The organism is Paenibacillus albiflavus, from assembly GCF_004344915.1.
GTDB lineage: Bacteria > Bacillota > Bacilli > Paenibacillales > NBRC-103111 > Paenibacillus_AM > Paenibacillus_AM albiflavus.
Genome location: NZ_SKFG01000006.1, coordinates 78,987 through 95,122, shown reverse-complemented (window position 1 = coordinate 95,122; position 16,136 = coordinate 78,987). Strand labels below are relative to the sequence as shown.

Below are 16,136 nucleotides of genomic sequence, written 5' to 3'. Positions count from 1 at the left end.
AAAATAGCCCAATCCGTACGATGAAGCGTGCGAATTGGACTATACCTGTTAATTCGATAGATTATTTTGAAACGCCGATACTTTAGATTTGCTTCGGGACCATATAACGACTGGTATCAGTAAAAGTGCAAGTCCGCCTCCAGCAAGCGATAGCGCCGCGTAACTGGAATTAGCTACAACCATACCGGATAGTGCGCCACCCGATGCCCCAGCCAGTGCAACTAACACATCTATTGTTCCTTGTGTTTTGGCACGAGTTGCTGGATCAGTCGCATCAACAATAAGTGCTGTTCCACTGATTAAACCAAAGTTCCAGCCGAGTCCTAACAGTGCAAGAGCAATGATGAGAACCAGCAAAGAATCAGCAGGTGCTACAGCTGCAACAATGCCAGCGAGCAATAAAATACCACCTGAAGCTATTGACATGGCTGCACGACCAATCTTATCGACAAGAACACCTGTAATAAGAGAAGGTAAATACATCGCGCCAATATGAATCCCGATAACTAAACCTATATCTGCCATACTATGACCGTGATGCTTCATATGTATTGGCGTCATTGTCATAATGGCGACCATAACGATTTGAGTTAAAATCATAACGGCTGCCCCTACAACTAAGACTTTGTTATTATTATGGGATTTGGTTTGCACGGCTGCTGATTGGCTTCGATCTGATCGGGCTTGTGCTTGAAATACAGCTTTCGCTACGATGAATGGGTCTGGTCTTAGGAAAATAAAAAATACCAAACCAGCGAGGAGGAATGCCGCAGCACCTAAAATAAACGGACCCGCAAGCGCTGGGACACCGATGGACGTTGCAAACTTGCCCATAACATCTACCAGGTTGGGACCTGCAACTGCACCAAAAGTAGTCGAAACCATTGCCGTACTAATTGCTTTGGCCCGTTGAGTTGGTTTAGCTAAATCTGTTGCTGCATAACGCGCTTGCAAATTTGTAGCCGTTCCAGCTCCGTATATAAGAAGCGATATGAACAATAGCACGATACTATGATTTACTGCTGCCAATATTACCCCTATCGCACCGATCCCGCCTGCAAAAAATCCTGCAGCTAGCCCCAGCCGGCGCCCATAATGCTGTGAAAGACGTCCGACAAGCAAAGCAGCCACAGCAGAACCAAGCGTTAATAAGGCGGCAGGAACACCTGCCAAACTATCCGTCCCCAGCATATCCTGTGCAAGTAGTGCACCCACGGTTACACCAGCAGCAAGACCTGCACCACCAAAAATTTGTGATAGGACAACAATGAGTAGGGAACGTTTATACAATCGTTGTTGCATATCTGGAGAATTGACGTAGCCTTGCATATTACCGTCCGTCATACTACGGGATTCATGCGTCATCGTTTTGAACCAACCTCCTATTTTATTTTTATATGATTCAATTAAAAAGTTAGTACTTTGTCGCTCCATTCCACGAGGTTAATTCCATTCGTATACGCCTTCCTCTAAACGAGACGCATGAATACCTTTACTTGCCAAAATTTCAGCTGCTTGCACGGACATTAAACAATAAGGTCCACGGCAATATGCCACAATTTCCTTATCGTCTGGTAAAGATGCTAGATGCTTCTCGAGTTCAACAGTAAAACTTCTCCTTTGTCTATCCGTTCCATAAGTTTGTCCTAAATTATAGGTTCCGTATTTGCACATTGCTGCACAACTTCAGACTTCAGCTTCTGCATCTCTACTAATTGCTTTTCGCTTAGACGATGTAAGGACACCTTGAACCTCTCACGCTTAAGTCGCGAGATTCCTAAGTATGGAAACCTATCGGTTTCTAATTGATTAGGCTATCCCCGTAGTCCCTACGGTTAGAAGTCTTATAGCTTCGTTTTTAAGGTTTTGTCCTGCATTAATATCTCTGTCGTGATATGCGCCACAATTTGGACAGTCCCATTTACGGAGTTTTAGATTCTGAACGTCTTGATTTTGGTAGCCACAGCACGAACATAGCTGAGAACTTGCAAAGGTTTTGGATACAGTAACTACTTCTTTGCCATACCATTTTGCTTTGTACTCAAGCATGATTCTGAACTGTGACCACGATACTTCACTAATTGCTTTAGCCAGCTTGTGATTTTTCAACATATTGGATACTTGCAAATCTTCTATACCAATAACATCGTGGTCTTTGATGATTTCAGTAGAGATTTTCTGCAAGTAGTCTGTTCTTGCATTGGTTATTCTTTCATGGATTCTAGCGACCCTAACACGTTGTTTGTTCCAATTCATACCACCTTTTATACGTCTAGAAAGGATTCGCTGCGCATCTGCTAATTGTTCCTCAAGTTTGCGAAACCATTTGGGATTGGGGAATACCTTTCCTGTACTCAAAGTTGCCAAGTTTTTTAATCCAAGGTCAACACCAATAGAAGAACCTGTTTTTTCTATTGGCTCTACTTCTGTTTCTACAAGAATGGACACAAAGTATTTTCCACTTGGATTACGTCTTACGGTAGTATTCAGAATACGACCATTCACTTCACGACTTTTAGCAAAACGAACAAGACCGAGTTTAGGTAATTTAATATGGTTACCAACAATGGCAATATTCCCGTTTGTTTGCTTGGTTGTATAGGATTGTACTTTATTGTTTTTGGATTTGAAACGTGGTGCATCATTTTGCTTTTTGAAGAAACGGTCAAACGCATCAGCAAGATTCTTTAGCGATGATTGCAATGAAATACTGTCCACTTCTTTCAGCCATAGGAATTCCTTTTTCAATTGTGTTAGTTTAGCTGAACACGAAATATAGGTTAACCCTTTGCCTGTTTCCTTGTATTCGTCACTCCATTGTGACAAAAAGCGATTGAATACGAAACGAGAACAGCCGATTGTTTTAGCAATTAAGATTTTCTGTTCCTTATTTGGATAGATACGAAACTTATATGCTTTGTTTACAATCACTATTCTCACCTCGCTTGATGATTAGAATTGTTATCCATTCCAAATATAGGATAACATATGCAAAGATAGTATTTGTACTAAAATATCAGTGTCTTTCTGATTATAAATTTTACATATGTCGGACAATTATCATGTAAAACATTAAGTTTGTTTTTTTCATAAAAATACTCCCCTGCAGTAACAGATTATTATTATGTCACCTGTCTACCGTATGGGGAGCATATCATATCACCTTGCTGACGGACCTTTCATTGTAGAACACATCTTAGTTCACTACCCCATATCTGTTTCCATCAAGATCGTGAAGTGAAAACCCTCGTATTCCGTCGAACTCCTCAATCTCACCAACTTCGGCTCCTCGCTGCCGAAGCAGCTTATAAGCCGATTCAACATCGTGTGTATGAAAGTTAAAATATTGTCCTACACCATAATCGTTTTTCGGAAATGGTCTCTGTTCAATGTTGTATGACCGCACCAGACAAAAAACGATTTTGTTATCATTCATCATCGTTACAGTAGCGTTCGGTTCATCTTTATGTAAGATTTCAAATCCTAACACCTGGGTATACCATTCGGTAGATCGTGCCAAATCGCTGACTGGGACGAAAATACCAACACCAAAAAATGAATTTTTACTCATCTTGAAAAATCTCCTCCTTAATTATAAATGGGAATCTACTAATAAACGACATACTCTCTGAAAACCAAACAAAGGGTTTAAAAATTTTTTTCCGACACCATAAATCGATTCCCGTCTGGATCTTCTAAATAGAAAGCGATCCTCCCATTTACCAATTGGATGCTGCTGATTTTCACACGTAACTTGACTAGATTGAGGTAACATCTGTATATTGCGCTTTGGTCTCTCTGTTTGAAGGCTTCAACGAGGCTGTCCAAATCCATTTGTGAGGCACAAGCTTTTGGAACCTCCCTCTCAAAAGGATCTGCACCTATTGCCTCTCTACTACTGGCTAGCTTCTTTAATTTCAATCGTGCTCGCCCCAGAGCCATCTGGACGGTCCCTTCCGCTTGTGATAAGAAATCGGCGGTTTCCTTCGCAGTAAAATCAAATACATCCATGAGCAACAATATAACTAAGTCCCGTGGTGATAACCGATGAGCTAATACTTCCAGCAGCTCTCGCGTGGAGAGCTCCCCATCATGAAATGATGCATCATGAAAAGCCGAATCTGTGGTTTGGATACGGCGTTTATCCATCTTCATTTTATCTTTCCATGCGTTTGAGACGATACGATACAGAAAAGCCTTGGATATCGTTCGTGAAGGATCCGAATTAATCACCTTATATACTTTATATAGAACCTCTTGGGATAAGTCCTCTGCATCCCACTGATTATGAGCAATTTGCATACAATACCGATTTATGGTTTGCTCCATTTGCTTGAGCTCTAGGGTAGATATGTCATTCACCTCATCTTATAACCTTGTTGCCATCTTTAGTGTATCTCGGAGGATATGTATACGGAAGTTATAGTTGAAGAAGAATCTTTTGTCAATTGATCGAGAATGAGATGAATCAGATAACAGAGAGAGCAGTTGCTATCTCTGTCAGTCCCGCCCAGCCTCGTACAGCTTCTGTGCCACCATTGCTGGCCTTGTGCGCGAATCCGTCATGTGGTCCCCATCGCCGACAATCAGTCGGAACAGACCCAGCCGTATGGACATATGCGGATTCCAGCCAAAGCCCTCTCCCTGTGGCAACACGCCGTCTTGATAGAAATAGACATAGCTTTTGGGCGTAGGCAATGCGTAGAACACTTTAAGATTTAGCTTCTCGAAGAGCGGCTTAGCCGGTTCAGGAGCTACACCTGAATAGATCGATTCAGCTTCCTCCAAGGAAGCCGTATTGACGAACAAATCCCGAAACAACGGAAACGGAAGCATGATCGTATCGTCCTTCGAGCTAGCTCTAAGCTGCTCGAAGGCTTGCTTCGTCTGGGGCGGCAACTCGTCAGAAAGCGATTCACCGTCCTTTAGTACGAATGCGTCCCAAAAGACGAGTCGCTTAATGCGATCTGATACCTGTTCGGATACCTTCTGAATTACTGTTCCGCCAAAGCTGTGTCCGACGAGAATGATGTCGCACAGGTCCTGCTTCGTTATAAAGTCGACGACGGACTTCGTGATCATCGCATGCGTGACATTTTTATTAGGATCACTTCCGTGACCCGCATACTCCGGCGTATAGACGACATGCCCATTCCTGCGCAGCACCTCCGCTATGCCATCCCAAAAGTGAGCGTCAGCCCAGGAACCATGCACAAGCACAAAGCAAAGTCGTTGCTGTGGATGCATACGATAGCTTTCGTCCGATGCCCAAGTGTTCTGCTGCCAGAGCCATCCGCCATCGGAATAAGGGGAGTTATAATAGCCATGAGGCATTAATTGATTATTGGAATAGGGGTATTGATGAACTTGTGGCTGATAAGGAAACATACCAAAACATCCTCTCAAATCGACATAGTTCAGCTTATGCCTAATATTGATGTAAGGTTCCCTGCTATATCTAATGAAAGAAGGACATCCTCTATGACTAGACGATGCCCTTCATTGTATTCTATAACTTAAACCCTTTTGCGATGTTCCGCAGATCTTCAGCCATCGTAGCCAAGGATCCTGAGAATGAGTTGACTTCCTCAATCGACGCTAGCTGTTCTTGCGCTGCGGCTGAAATGTCCTTCGTGCCGTCAGCTGAACGTTTAGCTACTTCAGAGATTTGGCTGACGATCGCGACAGCCTGCTCAGTGCTTGATTGCATCTGCTGGGAATAAGCAGTAACCTCTTGAATTTGTGCCGCTACTTGATTAATGGATTGTTGAATAATTTCGAACGATTTGCCAGCATGATCGACTACTTCAATACCTAGGCCTACCTCTTTGGTTCCCTGGGCCATCGATTCGACGGCAAGATGAGTTTCACTTTGAATCGCAGAGACAAGCTGTCCGATCTGCCCTGCCGAGCGAGCGGAGTGCTCCGCCAATTTGCGGATTTCATCTGCAACAACAGCAAAGCCGCGGCCATGCTCCCCTGCTCGAGCGGCCTCAATGGCAGCGTTGAGTGACAGCAGATTCGTTTGAGCAGCCATCTCAGAAATAACCTTGGCCATATCTTCAATTTCAATTGATCTTGCTCCCAGATTCGAAATAATATCTGCAATTCGCGTTACTGTCTCTTGTATAGCGTGCATCTGCGCAATAACAGTCAGAATTTCCTCGTTTCCTTCTCCTGCGGTTCTGGATGTCTGCATCGCAGAATCCGTCACTTGCTGTGCATTAGCGGCGACCTGCAGCACATCCTCAGCCACTTCTGTGATCGTGCTGACACTCGCTTCGGTATCACGAAGCTGTTGATCCGTGCCTTCAGCCATTTGTTCGATGGTTGTTGCAATCTGCTCAGTCGCTTTGCTCGCTTGTTCAGCGTTTATGTATAACTCTTCAGCCGAAGTAGCAACTTCTTCTGCCGTAAACTGAACTTTAGAAATAAAGCCACGCAAATTCTCTACCATCGCATTGACGGATTGAGATAATTGACCGACCTCGTCACGGGTACGGATCTTTAATGCAGATACCGTTAAATCTCCTGTGGATATGCGTTTAGTAACAGAAGCGACCTCCATAATCGGTCTAGATATTTGTCGACTAACAAAATAAGCTATAGCACTGACTACCATCATGACAATCAATACTACGATCGTAATTTCTTTCTTAACGGAATCAACCTCTTCCGTAATCGCCTTTTGAGGGAGATTGAGATACAATTCATACCCTGAGTCCTCCATAGAAGCATGGATAACGATAAATGTATTTCCTCCGTCTTGGTATGTAGTGTCACCCGATCTTGTCCCTTTGGATTGCATAATATGTGCCAAGCCTTGCGAAACTCCTGATTCGCTAACCGTTTTCCCGATTAGCTCTTGATTCGGATGGAGCTGGATCACTCCCTTCGAGTCTACAACAATAGGATAGCCCGCTCCGTCATCGATATATAAATCATAAGTGTATTTCTTCATGAGTTCTTCAAAATCGATTAGCCCGGAAAGAACACCTGTGATCGTATTATCCTCTCCTTTTACTGGCGTTGCTACGATAATAGATCGTTTTCCAGTAGATTTGGCGATTACCACCTCACTGTAGGAGTCTTTACCCTCTAATCCGTCCTTAATATACCACCTGTCACTTAGGTCAGACCCGAAATTACTCCCAAACGTATCTGCAAAAACAATTCCATCTGAATTGGTATATGTTATACCATCAAAAGCATCGGTGTTTTCCGCAAAATTTTTTAGAAATTTTGATTTTACCACTAAATCCTTTGATTTAATATCTGTCGTAGCAGCCAAAATTTTGACTTCCGTCATCCGCTGTTCGATATACTCATCCACGATGTCGGCCGTACCGATAGCAAGCTTTTCGTAGCTCTCCTTCTGCTTATTGATAAGCGCCGATGAAGCCTCATTCACAATATAGATCGATGTCGCAACCAACGGGATTAGTGCCACCATTAGAAACAAGACTATGATTCTATTTCGCAGCCTACCGATAAATAGATCCGTAACTTTACGAACCCCTTCCTTTAATTTTTGAATGAATCCAGAACTTTTCATCCTTCACACTCCTTAGTCATAGATGTCGATTTCCAATGTTGAATAAAATGCGGACTGCCGAATAAAGATTTGACAGTCCATGGTAAGTTGAGGAAATTTTTACCGTATTAATATACACCTTTAACTTACATTTCTCAACATTTTCTGCTAATATTAGACATTTCAAAATATTTATTCGACAAAGAAAAACGCAGAGTAAATTTCTGGATTTTTCTCCCTATACAACCGATAAAGTAAGGTGTATGATATACTTTTCACCTACGTATGTTTGGTGATCAGAACCAAGTATGGTTCGTGGAATGGTTGAAGATAATATTGACACGACAAGAACAAAATTGAAGGGGTATAATCCATGTTTGGTAACATGCGGGCTTGGCTGGAGAAACGGTCACCTGCCCAGGTAATAACCGGTTATTATTTACTCGCGGTAATCATATCTATTTTATTATTTTGTATTCCAGCAGTGCATAAACCTGGGGTTCAAGTGACATTTATTGATACAGTCTTTACCGCTGTGAGTGTGGTAAGTGATACAGGTTTGACTGTATTTAATATTTCGGAAACCTATAGTGTATTTGGATATTTTGTCATTATGCTCGTACTGCAATTTGGGGGTATTGGCATTATGGCGATGGGCACGTTTTTTTGGTTGCTTATGGGCCGAAAAATTGGGTTGCGCGAACGCAAACTGATCATGGTTGATAATAATCAATTCGCCTTATCGGGACTCGTTAAATTAGTAAAAGAAATCCTAAAGATTATTCTCCTAACAGAGCTTATAGGTGCGCTCATTTTGGGACTTCATTTCTTGCGATATTTTCCAACCTGGGAAGAAGCGTTTCTACATGGCTTGTTTGCATCAGTCACTGCTACAACAAACGCTGGGTTGGATATAACCGGACAATCCCTTAAACCTTTTGCTGGCGATTATTTTGTACAAGTGGTATCGATTTTGCTAATCATTTTTGGTTCAATCGGGTTCCCTGTATTAATTGAAGTAAAGGCGTATTTATCCAGAAAAAGATTACAGCTTGAAAATCCTTTTCGCTTTTCATTATTTACAAAATTGACGACATTTACGTATGCTATTCTACTTATTGTTGGAACAGTCCTAATTCTAGTATTTGAATATCATCATTATTTTAAAGATTTTACGTGGCATGAAAGCTTTTTCTATGCCCTATTTCAAACAGCTACGACGAGAAGCGCCGGGCTTACTACAATGGATATTACCCAATTTTCTATGCCGACACTGCTTCTAATGAGCATTTTCATGTTTATTGGAGGATCCCCAAATTCTGTAGGTGGGGGAATTCGGACGACGACATTTGCTTTAAATATTCTATTTATTTATCACTTTGCCAAAGGTAACCGTGAAGTCAAAGTATTTAAGCGAGAGCTTCATCAGGATGATATTATAAAATCGTTAGCCATTACGCTATTAGCTATTATCATGTGCTGTATATCGGTTATCGCCATAAGCATTTCGGATGCACAGCTTGATCTTCTTGCCATATTTTTAGAAGTTTGCTCTGCCTTCGGTACAGTAGGCTTATCTATGGGGATTACTCCCGATCTTAGTATTTTTGCAAAATGCATCCTCATGGTTTTGATGTTCATTGGTAGAATTGGTTTAACTTCCTTCTTGTTTATCATTGGCGGCAAGCAAAAGAAAGCAAAGCTCCATTATCCAAAAGAAAAAGTGATTACGGGGTAATTACTAGAGAAATCCAGAGACCTTCGAGGTACTCTGGATTCTAAAAAATCTCCAATCCTAAAGGTGACCTATGAGAAAAAAATTGCAAGTCTACATATCGTCTACTTATGCTGATTTAGTTGAGGAGAGACATGCCGCTGTTGAAGCAGTGCTCAAAACTGGCCACATTCCTGCTGGAATTGAGCAATTTTTCAAGGAAAGTCCAATCGAAATGAGAAAAAGATGGATCGATGAATCTGATGTATATATTCTCATTCTCGGAGGATTCTATGGTTTAACGCTTCCTGATGAATCAAAGAGTTATACGCACTGGGAATATGATTATGCCGGAGAAGTAGGTAAACCTAGATTTGCCTTTATTGTCACAGATGAAGCATTAAGGCAAAAGCCTTACGACTTTGTATTAGGGGAATACTATGAGAGGCTCCAAGAGTTCAAGCAATCCGTATTAGAAGAAACACCTACATTCTATGCTGAAAATGAACAGCACATTAAGTTGGTTATTCATGATAAAATGCGAGAGTATGCAAGAAGAGACGATCTGTACGGCTGGGTTTCTGGAAAGGATGTCTCAGACTTACTAAAGTTATTGGAAGAGAACGCTAAATTAAAAGCTGAATTAGAGAAAATAAAAGAAAACCAATAGACACTTTAACCAGTGTCTATTTTTATTATGTCATCGTTAATTTACTGACAACGCTATTGGAACCTGAAAAAACGGAACCACCGTCTTTCACAGTATCACGAATTAGGCTGATCATCGATTTTCGATCGGAATTCACTGCGGCAATCCAACTCTGCGGCGCATCAGTCTCTGAGTCGTACTTTGCGGCCCAGTCGGCCAACTCAAGCAGGATAGGAATTAAATCTAAGCCTTTCTCAGTAAGTAGGTAAACCTCTTTTCGCTTATCTGTGTCATGAGGCTTTTTAACAATCAAGCCTCTCTGCTCTAAATGAACAAGGCGACTGGCAAGTATGTTTGAAGAAATGCCTTCATCAGACTCTAGAAACTCCCCATATGTTTTCTTGCCAAAATATACCATGTCACGGATGATCAGCAATGACCAGCTATCGCCAAAGGTCTCCAGAGAAAAATTAATCGGGCAATGTGATTTGTTATCTGAACGTTTCATAAGAGGAACATATCATGCTTGCATAATAAAAGCAATATCACTTGCATTATAAAAGTGAAAAGTATATACTATTCCCACGCAAAATATTTTAAATATTACAATAATTTGAATGGAGGAACGAAATGACAACGAATAAAACGGCATTTCCGCATATCGTTTCAGAAGACGAGTGGCAGATGGCTCGCGAGAAACTGCTTGTTAAAGAGAAGGAACTCACCCGTGCGTTAGACCTACTAGCCGCAGAGCGCCGAAGACTGCCGATGGTCCGGATCGAAAAAAAATACGTCTTCGAGGGTTTGAACGGTACAGCAAGCCTTCCTGATCTATTCGACGGACGTCGCCAACTCATCGTCTATCATTTCATGATGGATCCAGGCTCCGACCATCGTTGCCGTGGCTGCTCGTCTTTCGTTGACAACATTGGTCATCTCGCCCATCTGAACGCCCGTGATACTACCTTCGTTCTAGTCTCCCCTGCGCCACTATCACAGATTGAACCTTACAGGGAACGCATGGGCTGGACGGTGCCCTGGTATTCTTCGAACGGCGACAACTTCAACGTCGACTGCGGTGCGGGTAAGGGATTCGGCCTAAGTGTCTTTCTCCGTGATGGCGACAGCGTCTTTCGCACCTATTATACGACGGGACGCGGCGTCGATCGGATCAGAGCCGACTTTAGCTTCCTCGACCTTACACCCTTCGGCCGTCAGGAAGATTGGGAGGATTCGCCTGAGGGGTGGCCTCAAACCCCGCCATATACATGGTGGCGTCTACATGACGAATATGAAGTCTGACATGATCAATTAGCCTAAGTTCGACCAGCCGATCACAAAAATGGGACCCAGCGCGCGATTGCGCCGAGTCCCATTTTTGATATTGCCAAGATTGTTGGCCGCACGCCGCAGCCGTTCGATAGCGCAGGCAATTATTTTTACGCCTGAATATCCCTTCTAGCATCTTGCTCGGCAAGAATCTCTTTATCTTCCGCGTTATCCCTTGTCACTTTCTGAACGCCAATTGCGCTATATGAAATCAAAAGAATAACAGCTATGTAATACCCCTTTACATTTAGTTCAAATGGAGCGTTGTAAAGGCCAATTAAAAACATCCCATACCCGATAATCAAACCTGCAAAAGACATACCTGTGAAAGCTACTGTATTCCGCATCCGGTGTTTCGGGTTTTCCAAACGAATTTCGTTATCTTCCGTATTGTCTCGAACTACTTTTTGCACAACGATACAGCAAATCGTAATTAATACCATGCAAAGCAGATAATACCCTTTCACGTTCAATTCCCAATCTGCGTTGTACACTCCTAGACAGAATAGAAAGAGACCTGCAGCCAAAGCAAAATACGATACTGCCGTAAAAGCAAGTGTGTTACGTCTACGATATTTCTGAATCATCTGTCAATTCACTCCCGACTTTAGAATAGAATAGTGCTGCATTCTTCTCCACTATACATTGGCCTATCGATATAATTCTACACTATATTAGTTATTCCGGTAATATTTTTATTGGAACTCTGTAAAAGCATAGATAAAGCCTCTAATTCCGTCAACCGGAACAGAGGCTTCTATTTCTCTCTCATTCTAATAAATCAAAATTCCCTTATCTAGGACAGACTTGTTCTGGACTTGATTCCCTAAAATATATAGCTTCTGTAAGTTGGGCAGATTCACTAGGGGCTCTACATTTGAAATAGCGTTATTTTCTAAGTGAAGCACCTCAATTTGTTTCCAATTTTTCATGAAATTTAGCGATTCAAGTGAGCTGTCTTGCATTGTAAATGAACGCAGGGCTGTAAAATCAGCAAAATAAGGCATCACCTTATCTATTTCATGCAACCAGTCACCATTACCTATTCGAAAAGATGCATGATTCAAAGTGAAATGTTCCAGCGTGTTATTTGCAAATGGATCCTGACTATTGATTTGGAACCAACATTCATTACAATTTAACGTTTTTACATGCTGCAAATTGAACAACGCATTCATTTCATCGTAAAATACCGTCTCATTTAGATTTATTGTTTGCAAACGGGGTAGATGATTTAATGAACGGATACCTGTAAAGTTTCCATGCTCTACCAATGATAGTTGCTCTAACTGCGGGTGTTTTACTAAATCTGCTCCATCCAAATAATCTGTCCCTCTTATGTAAACAGTTAAAGATTTTAAAGCTAGCGCCTCTAACTTAGGTATGAAAGAACCTGATAATTTAGCTCTCTTTAAATTTGGTAATATGATCGATGATACAGTGCCACTATAGCCGTTTATCGATAATTCAGTCAGCGAAGTCAAGCTATTCACAACCTCAATAGATTCCATTTTATAGAGGGAAGATAAACGTAGATTCGTCAACGACAGCTTATTTCTAAGACGTTCCAAATTCGTAATGTTAACATTATCAAGATCTAGCGATTGCAGGTTAGGCATATTTTGTATAAAATCAAGCGTTTTTAAATTTCTTACATACAAAAGCTTCAGCTCTTGCAATTGACTCAGTGCATATAATGAGCTGAAATCGGTCGCTTCAGTATTATCTACTGTTAATGACTCTAAACTAGTTAAAGAAGACAACCACTTCAAATCATTGATAAGCGCTATTGATAATGATTTTAACGGAAGTTGATTGAGCAGTTGGAAGTCTGTAACCGACTCATCAACATATGTTATTGCTAGCGAACGTAAATTCGGAAACTCTAATAATAAAGCCATTTCCTCATTACTTCGAATTTGTGTGGAGAGTTCTACTATTTTTGCCTTATCGCCAAAATAATTAGCAATCGAACGAAATGATTCATTAAACCCACCTGTATAGCTTTTCAAACCTTGCATATGCCTGAAACTAACTTTCTGACTTTGTGAAATTTCGTATTCACCCATCAGATTTAATACCGTTAGTCCACTAAATGCCTCAAAGTCTTTTTGTTCGATTCTTTGTGTATTTAATAGCTTATCCGTAATTACATAGTCCGAAATTTCAGTTTCCTTATTCGTAAAAGGATCATCAAAGCTGTAAGCAAAGTGCCACTCATTATTAACACGGTGAGTAGACAAATAACGAATAGTTGCGATTTCTTCTTCTGTAGGCATCGCTTCGCCTTTATTCAAAATATCTTTTAAAAAGAACAAAAGGACTTCGCTTTCAGGCATTGTTCGAATCATTACTTTTGCTACGCTAGTGTTTTCTGATTGATTATTGTTCACAAGAAAATATCCTACGATTGCACAAATGAGTATGATCGGTAAAAGGAACAGCTTCTTCAAATTCGTATTCGTATTTGGTTGTGTTGTGGTTTTAACAGGAGACGTCCCATAATAATTATTAATCGTTACGTTATTCTCCTTCAACAACAATTCCGTTTCACAATAAGGACATTTGAATGTATGCCCTTCTTTATATTCAATTTTCCCATTACAATTTGGACAAGTTAATTTAATTAATTCCACTGGCTACCTCTCCTAATTCATAACAACACCCTTATAATACCATATGCTGGAACTACACAGGAATTAGCATAGCAAAAAGACCGGAAAAACTCATTCGTTTTATCCGGTCCACTTTATATTCTCCAAACTATTTGTGCTATAAAGTTAACTTTGTTTCAGGCGTATCCCCTGTGTCCACACTTTAATGGACATCCAAAGAACGGCTATTAAGGAGAGAATGAAACCTAAAAAGCTAAAGAGCTGATCTACAAATTCCAATGCTGAACCTACAGCTGCTAAAATAAGCAATAAGCCGGGCCAACGCATAATTGTACCTTTGAATGATATGACCAAACCAAAAAGTAACGAACCGACTGCACCCACGATAGACGAAGTAATCAGAGCCTCTTTAATTGGTGATGGCATTTCCGTACTGATAAGCTCATTAATTTTCATCGATGGCCCAAGATCATTAATCACTGAGAAAGCAAATGAATGTACAGCGACAATGGATATTGACCATATAAACCCTATCAACACAATAACAAAGCTGACAAACCCGAATACCCCCAGATCCTCCTTTTGACTTAAATAAGCCGCCATGACCCCAAACACAACAAAAATCAAACCGAACATATTCAAATAGTTTCCGACAAGTGATGTGGAATCAGTAACAATGTTGATAATAACGCTTGCAACAGTTACTACAAAACCAATAATGCCCAACATAGCGAAAGAACGAACAAACTGACTATTTGTCAAATTTATCACCTTCCTTCAAAGTCATATTTTAATAACTACCGAATTACTATGCTGTGATATGGAGGAATATGACCTTGAATGAAGTTATTCGTTAAAATTAGCCTAGTGTTTGCTTGAATTGATTCCAGATACATTAAACCCTTTCGTGATGAGCCACACCGCAAGGATCATTTCATTTGCAAATATCGGAAGCGCCAAGATCGCACCCCATGTAGAGACTTGCTCAATCACCCCGAACATCTCTAACATAGCAGCAAGAAGAATCAAGGCTGATCCTGTCAAACCCAATACGGGAATAAATCGGGGTACAAGCTTAGATTTATAAAAAATATAGCTATACATCATCGTATTAATGCCCAGAAATAAATTAGGTCCAAGCAAGAATGTATAGTCATGCACAGCTTTTAGCAATTTGCCCGAGACCTGATAAGAAGCGATATCCGGCGAACCGGCTGCTACATAGTCCTGGCTTAAAGCCAACAGGGACAGTACACTGATCACCCCGACCGTAATGACAACAGCCTCCATAAAACGGAAACATACATGCCAAAGAGCAATCGTTTCATTGTATTTTCGCAAGAAAGGAAACATGGTGGTAGCAGTGCCAACAGCCGAAACGACAAGGATCAATTCCATGATCGCACCAAGCACCACCTCATTAGCGTGCGCGGAACCTTGAATCAGGTAATCGGGATCATTCAGGATTGGCTTGTATAAGATAAGCCCTCCTATAATTGATGTAACGGCTGCGAGGATAAACAGAACACCTACAATTTTGGATGCTGTCTTGGCACTAAAATTCATTTTCACTATTCCCCTTCCGTATTTTCACCGTAGAAAAATACTTCTTCGAGCGGCAAGTTAAAGGCAAGAGCAATTCGAAAAGCCAATTCCAAGGACGGTGAGTAGTTGCCCTTCTCCAGGGCCACAATCGTTTGTCTGGTTACGCTCACCTTGTCAGCCAACTGCTGCTGGGTCATTTCATTATGGTTAAATCGTAATTTTCTGATGTGGTTGCCAACAAGATTTTTACCCATCTTAGACTCCTTTCCTGTAGTGATACAATCTCGATAGCGATCCGGTTACATCCGAAAGAAAGCCAGAGAGGATCAAGATGATGAACATTACCTCCAAAGGCTGATCCATAACCAGGGAACCCATAGCCAGAAGAAAACCAATGATAAACACAGCAAATGAATTTCGGAAGGCCAGCAAGTCAATGCGCTTATCCAGCTCATCCGCAAATGTAGGTTCCTTCTCACCCGTCGTCATGCGAAAGATAATGTTGAAAATAATGCTAATCACGATATGCGCTGCGATAGATACCACCGTCAAAACGAGGACAAAGGATCCCCAGTAATGAAAGGTTTCCTTTAAATCCAGTGCTTCTACGGGATACTTTGGGTACATGTACAGGGAATAAACTGCAAAAATGAGTATAGCGCTAATTAACGATACGATACTCTTCTTCTCCTGATAAGTCATTCAGGACACCACCTTTATTTGCCAAAGTAAAACTTGATATACATAATG

General features: G+C 41.2%; 17 protein-coding genes. 3 read left to right on the top strand and 14 right to left on the bottom strand.

What is annotated here, in order from left to right; all coding sequences use genetic code 11:
- Nucleotides 1–48: 48 nt before the first annotated feature.
- The 7 genes from E0485_RS08650 to E0485_RS08620 all read right to left on the bottom strand — a co-directional run bounded on the left by E0485_RS08650 (nucleotide 49) and on the right by E0485_RS08620 (nucleotide 7,555).
- A complete protein-coding gene (locus E0485_RS08650) occupies nucleotides 49–1,344 on the bottom strand; it encodes an MFS transporter (protein WP_407944838.1) in 1,296 nt (431 codons plus the stop codon).
- 99 nt (nucleotides 1,345–1,443) lie between these two features.
- Complete coding sequence (locus tag E0485_RS08645; protein ID WP_132417612.1) at nucleotides 1,444–1,674, bottom strand: rhodanese-like domain-containing protein; 231 nt, start codon at nucleotides 1,672–1,674, stop codon at nucleotides 1,444–1,446.
- A 135-nt stretch (nucleotides 1,675–1,809) separates the two neighbouring features.
- The gene (tnpB, locus tag E0485_RS08640; protein WP_132417611.1) at nucleotides 1,810–2,931 is read right to left on the bottom strand and encodes an IS200/IS605 family element RNA-guided endonuclease TnpB; all 1,122 of its coding nucleotides are present in this window, start codon (nucleotides 2,929–2,931) and stop codon (nucleotides 1,810–1,812) included.
- A gap of 265 nt (nucleotides 2,932–3,196) precedes the next feature.
- Nucleotides 3,197–3,571, bottom strand: a complete 375-nt coding sequence (locus tag E0485_RS08635) for a VOC family protein (RefSeq protein WP_132417610.1) — start codon at nucleotides 3,569–3,571, stop codon at nucleotides 3,197–3,199.
- Between the two features lie 77 nt (nucleotides 3,572–3,648).
- On the bottom strand, nucleotides 3,649–4,329 hold the full coding sequence (locus E0485_RS08630; RefSeq protein WP_132417609.1) for an RNA polymerase sigma factor: 681 nt from the start codon (nucleotides 4,327–4,329) through the stop codon (nucleotides 3,649–3,651).
- Between the two features lie 171 nt (nucleotides 4,330–4,500).
- Nucleotides 4,501–5,388, bottom strand: a complete 888-nt coding sequence (locus tag E0485_RS08625; RefSeq protein ID WP_132417608.1) for an alpha/beta fold hydrolase — start codon at nucleotides 5,386–5,388, stop codon at nucleotides 4,501–4,503.
- Between the two features lie 121 nt (nucleotides 5,389–5,509).
- Nucleotides 5,510–7,555, bottom strand: a complete 2,046-nt coding sequence (locus E0485_RS08620; RefSeq protein WP_132417607.1) for a methyl-accepting chemotaxis protein — start codon at nucleotides 7,553–7,555, stop codon at nucleotides 5,510–5,512.
- Nucleotides 7,556–7,907: 352 nt separating this feature from the next.
- Here E0485_RS08620 and E0485_RS08615 point away from each other — a divergent pair, with 352 nt between their 5' ends.
- Nucleotides 7,908–9,272: a TrkH family potassium uptake protein gene (locus tag E0485_RS08615; RefSeq protein ID WP_132417606.1), complete on the top strand. Its 1,365-nt coding sequence runs from the start codon at nucleotides 7,908–7,910 to the stop codon at nucleotides 9,270–9,272.
- Nucleotides 9,273–9,342: 70 nt separating this feature from the next.
- Nucleotides 9,343–9,918 carry a DUF4062 domain-containing protein gene (locus E0485_RS08610; protein ID WP_132417605.1) on the top strand — a complete coding sequence of 192 codons (576 nt, stop codon included), beginning with the start codon at nucleotides 9,343–9,345 and terminating at the stop codon, nucleotides 9,916–9,918.
- A gap of 25 nt (nucleotides 9,919–9,943) precedes the next feature.
- Here E0485_RS08610 and E0485_RS08605 read toward each other — a convergent pair whose 3' ends face one another.
- On the bottom strand, nucleotides 9,944–10,405 hold the full coding sequence (locus E0485_RS08605) for a winged helix-turn-helix transcriptional regulator (RefSeq protein ID WP_132417604.1): 462 nt from the start codon (nucleotides 10,403–10,405) through the stop codon (nucleotides 9,944–9,946).
- A 122-nt stretch (nucleotides 10,406–10,527) separates the two neighbouring features.
- Between E0485_RS08605 and E0485_RS08600 the strand changes: the two genes are divergently transcribed.
- Nucleotides 10,528–11,199: a DUF899 domain-containing protein gene (locus tag E0485_RS08600; protein WP_132417602.1), complete on the top strand. Its 672-nt coding sequence runs from the start codon at nucleotides 10,528–10,530 to the stop codon at nucleotides 11,197–11,199.
- Nucleotides 11,200–11,336: 137 nt separating this feature from the next.
- Here E0485_RS08600 and E0485_RS08595 read toward each other — a convergent pair whose 3' ends face one another.
- From E0485_RS08595 to E0485_RS08570, 6 genes are all read right to left on the bottom strand, one after another.
- The gene (locus E0485_RS08595) at nucleotides 11,337–11,813 is read right to left on the bottom strand and encodes a YiaA/YiaB family inner membrane protein (protein ID WP_132417600.1); all 477 of its coding nucleotides are present in this window, start codon (nucleotides 11,811–11,813) and stop codon (nucleotides 11,337–11,339) included.
- Nucleotides 11,814–11,999: 186 nt separating this feature from the next.
- Complete coding sequence (locus E0485_RS08590) at nucleotides 12,000–13,862, bottom strand: leucine-rich repeat domain-containing protein (RefSeq protein WP_132417598.1); 1,863 nt, start codon at nucleotides 13,860–13,862, stop codon at nucleotides 12,000–12,002.
- A gap of 144 nt (nucleotides 13,863–14,006) precedes the next feature.
- Complete coding sequence (locus tag E0485_RS08585) at nucleotides 14,007–14,603, bottom strand: hypothetical protein (protein WP_132417596.1); 597 nt, start codon at nucleotides 14,601–14,603, stop codon at nucleotides 14,007–14,009.
- A gap of 102 nt (nucleotides 14,604–14,705) precedes the next feature.
- Nucleotides 14,706–15,407, bottom strand: a complete 702-nt coding sequence (locus E0485_RS08580; protein WP_132417742.1) for a DUF4386 domain-containing protein — start codon at nucleotides 15,405–15,407, stop codon at nucleotides 14,706–14,708.
- A gap of 5 nt (nucleotides 15,408–15,412) precedes the next feature.
- Nucleotides 15,413–15,640, bottom strand: a complete 228-nt coding sequence (locus E0485_RS08575; protein WP_132417594.1) for a helix-turn-helix transcriptional regulator — start codon at nucleotides 15,638–15,640, stop codon at nucleotides 15,413–15,415.
- A 1-nt stretch (nucleotide 15,641) separates the two neighbouring features.
- Entirely contained in the window at nucleotides 15,642–16,088 is a 447-nt protein-coding gene (locus tag E0485_RS08570; RefSeq protein WP_132417592.1) for a hypothetical protein, read from the bottom strand.
- Between the last annotated feature and the right edge of the window lie 48 nt (nucleotides 16,089–16,136).

Bases quoted from the DNA above. Each gene is read 5' to 3' on its own strand.
- E0485_RS08650 (WP_407944838.1), bottom strand. From the start codon at position 1,344: ATGACGGACGGTAATATGCAAGGCTACGTCAATTCTCCAGATATGCAA.
- E0485_RS08645 (WP_132417612.1), bottom strand. From the start codon at position 1,674: ATGTGCAAATACGGAACCTATAATTTAGGACAAACTTATGGAACGGAT.
- E0485_RS08635 (WP_132417610.1), bottom strand. From the start codon at position 3,571: ATGAGTAAAAATTCATTTTTTGGTGTTGGTATTTTCGTCCCAGTCAGC.
- E0485_RS08630 (WP_132417609.1), bottom strand. From the start codon at position 4,329: ATGGAGCAAACCATAAATCGGTATTGTATGCAAATTGCTCATAATCAG.
- E0485_RS08625 (WP_132417608.1), bottom strand. From the start codon at position 5,388: ATGTTTCCTTATCAGCCACAAGTTCATCAATACCCCTATTCCAATAAT.
- E0485_RS08620 (WP_132417607.1), bottom strand. From the start codon at position 7,555: ATGAAAAGTTCTGGATTCATTCAAAAATTAAAGGAAGGGGTTCGTAAA.
- E0485_RS08615 (WP_132417606.1), top strand. From the start codon at position 7,908: ATGTTTGGTAACATGCGGGCTTGGCTGGAGAAACGGTCACCTGCCCAG.
- E0485_RS08610 (WP_132417605.1), top strand. From the start codon at position 9,343: ATGAGAAAAAAATTGCAAGTCTACATATCGTCTACTTATGCTGATTTA.
- E0485_RS08605 (WP_132417604.1), bottom strand. From the start codon at position 10,405: ATGAAACGTTCAGATAACAAATCACATTGCCCGATTAATTTTTCTCTG.
- E0485_RS08600 (WP_132417602.1), top strand. From the start codon at position 10,528: ATGACAACGAATAAAACGGCATTTCCGCATATCGTTTCAGAAGACGAG.
- E0485_RS08595 (WP_132417600.1), bottom strand. From the start codon at position 11,813: ATGATTCAGAAATATCGTAGACGTAACACACTTGCTTTTACGGCAGTA.
- E0485_RS08580 (WP_132417742.1), bottom strand. From the start codon at position 15,407: ATGAATTTTAGTGCCAAGACAGCATCCAAAATTGTAGGTGTTCTGTTT.
- E0485_RS08575 (WP_132417594.1), bottom strand. From the start codon at position 15,640: ATGGGTAAAAATCTTGTTGGCAACCACATCAGAAAATTACGATTTAAC.
- E0485_RS08570 (WP_132417592.1), bottom strand. From the start codon at position 16,088: ATGACTTATCAGGAGAAGAAGAGTATCGTATCGTTAATTAGCGCTATA.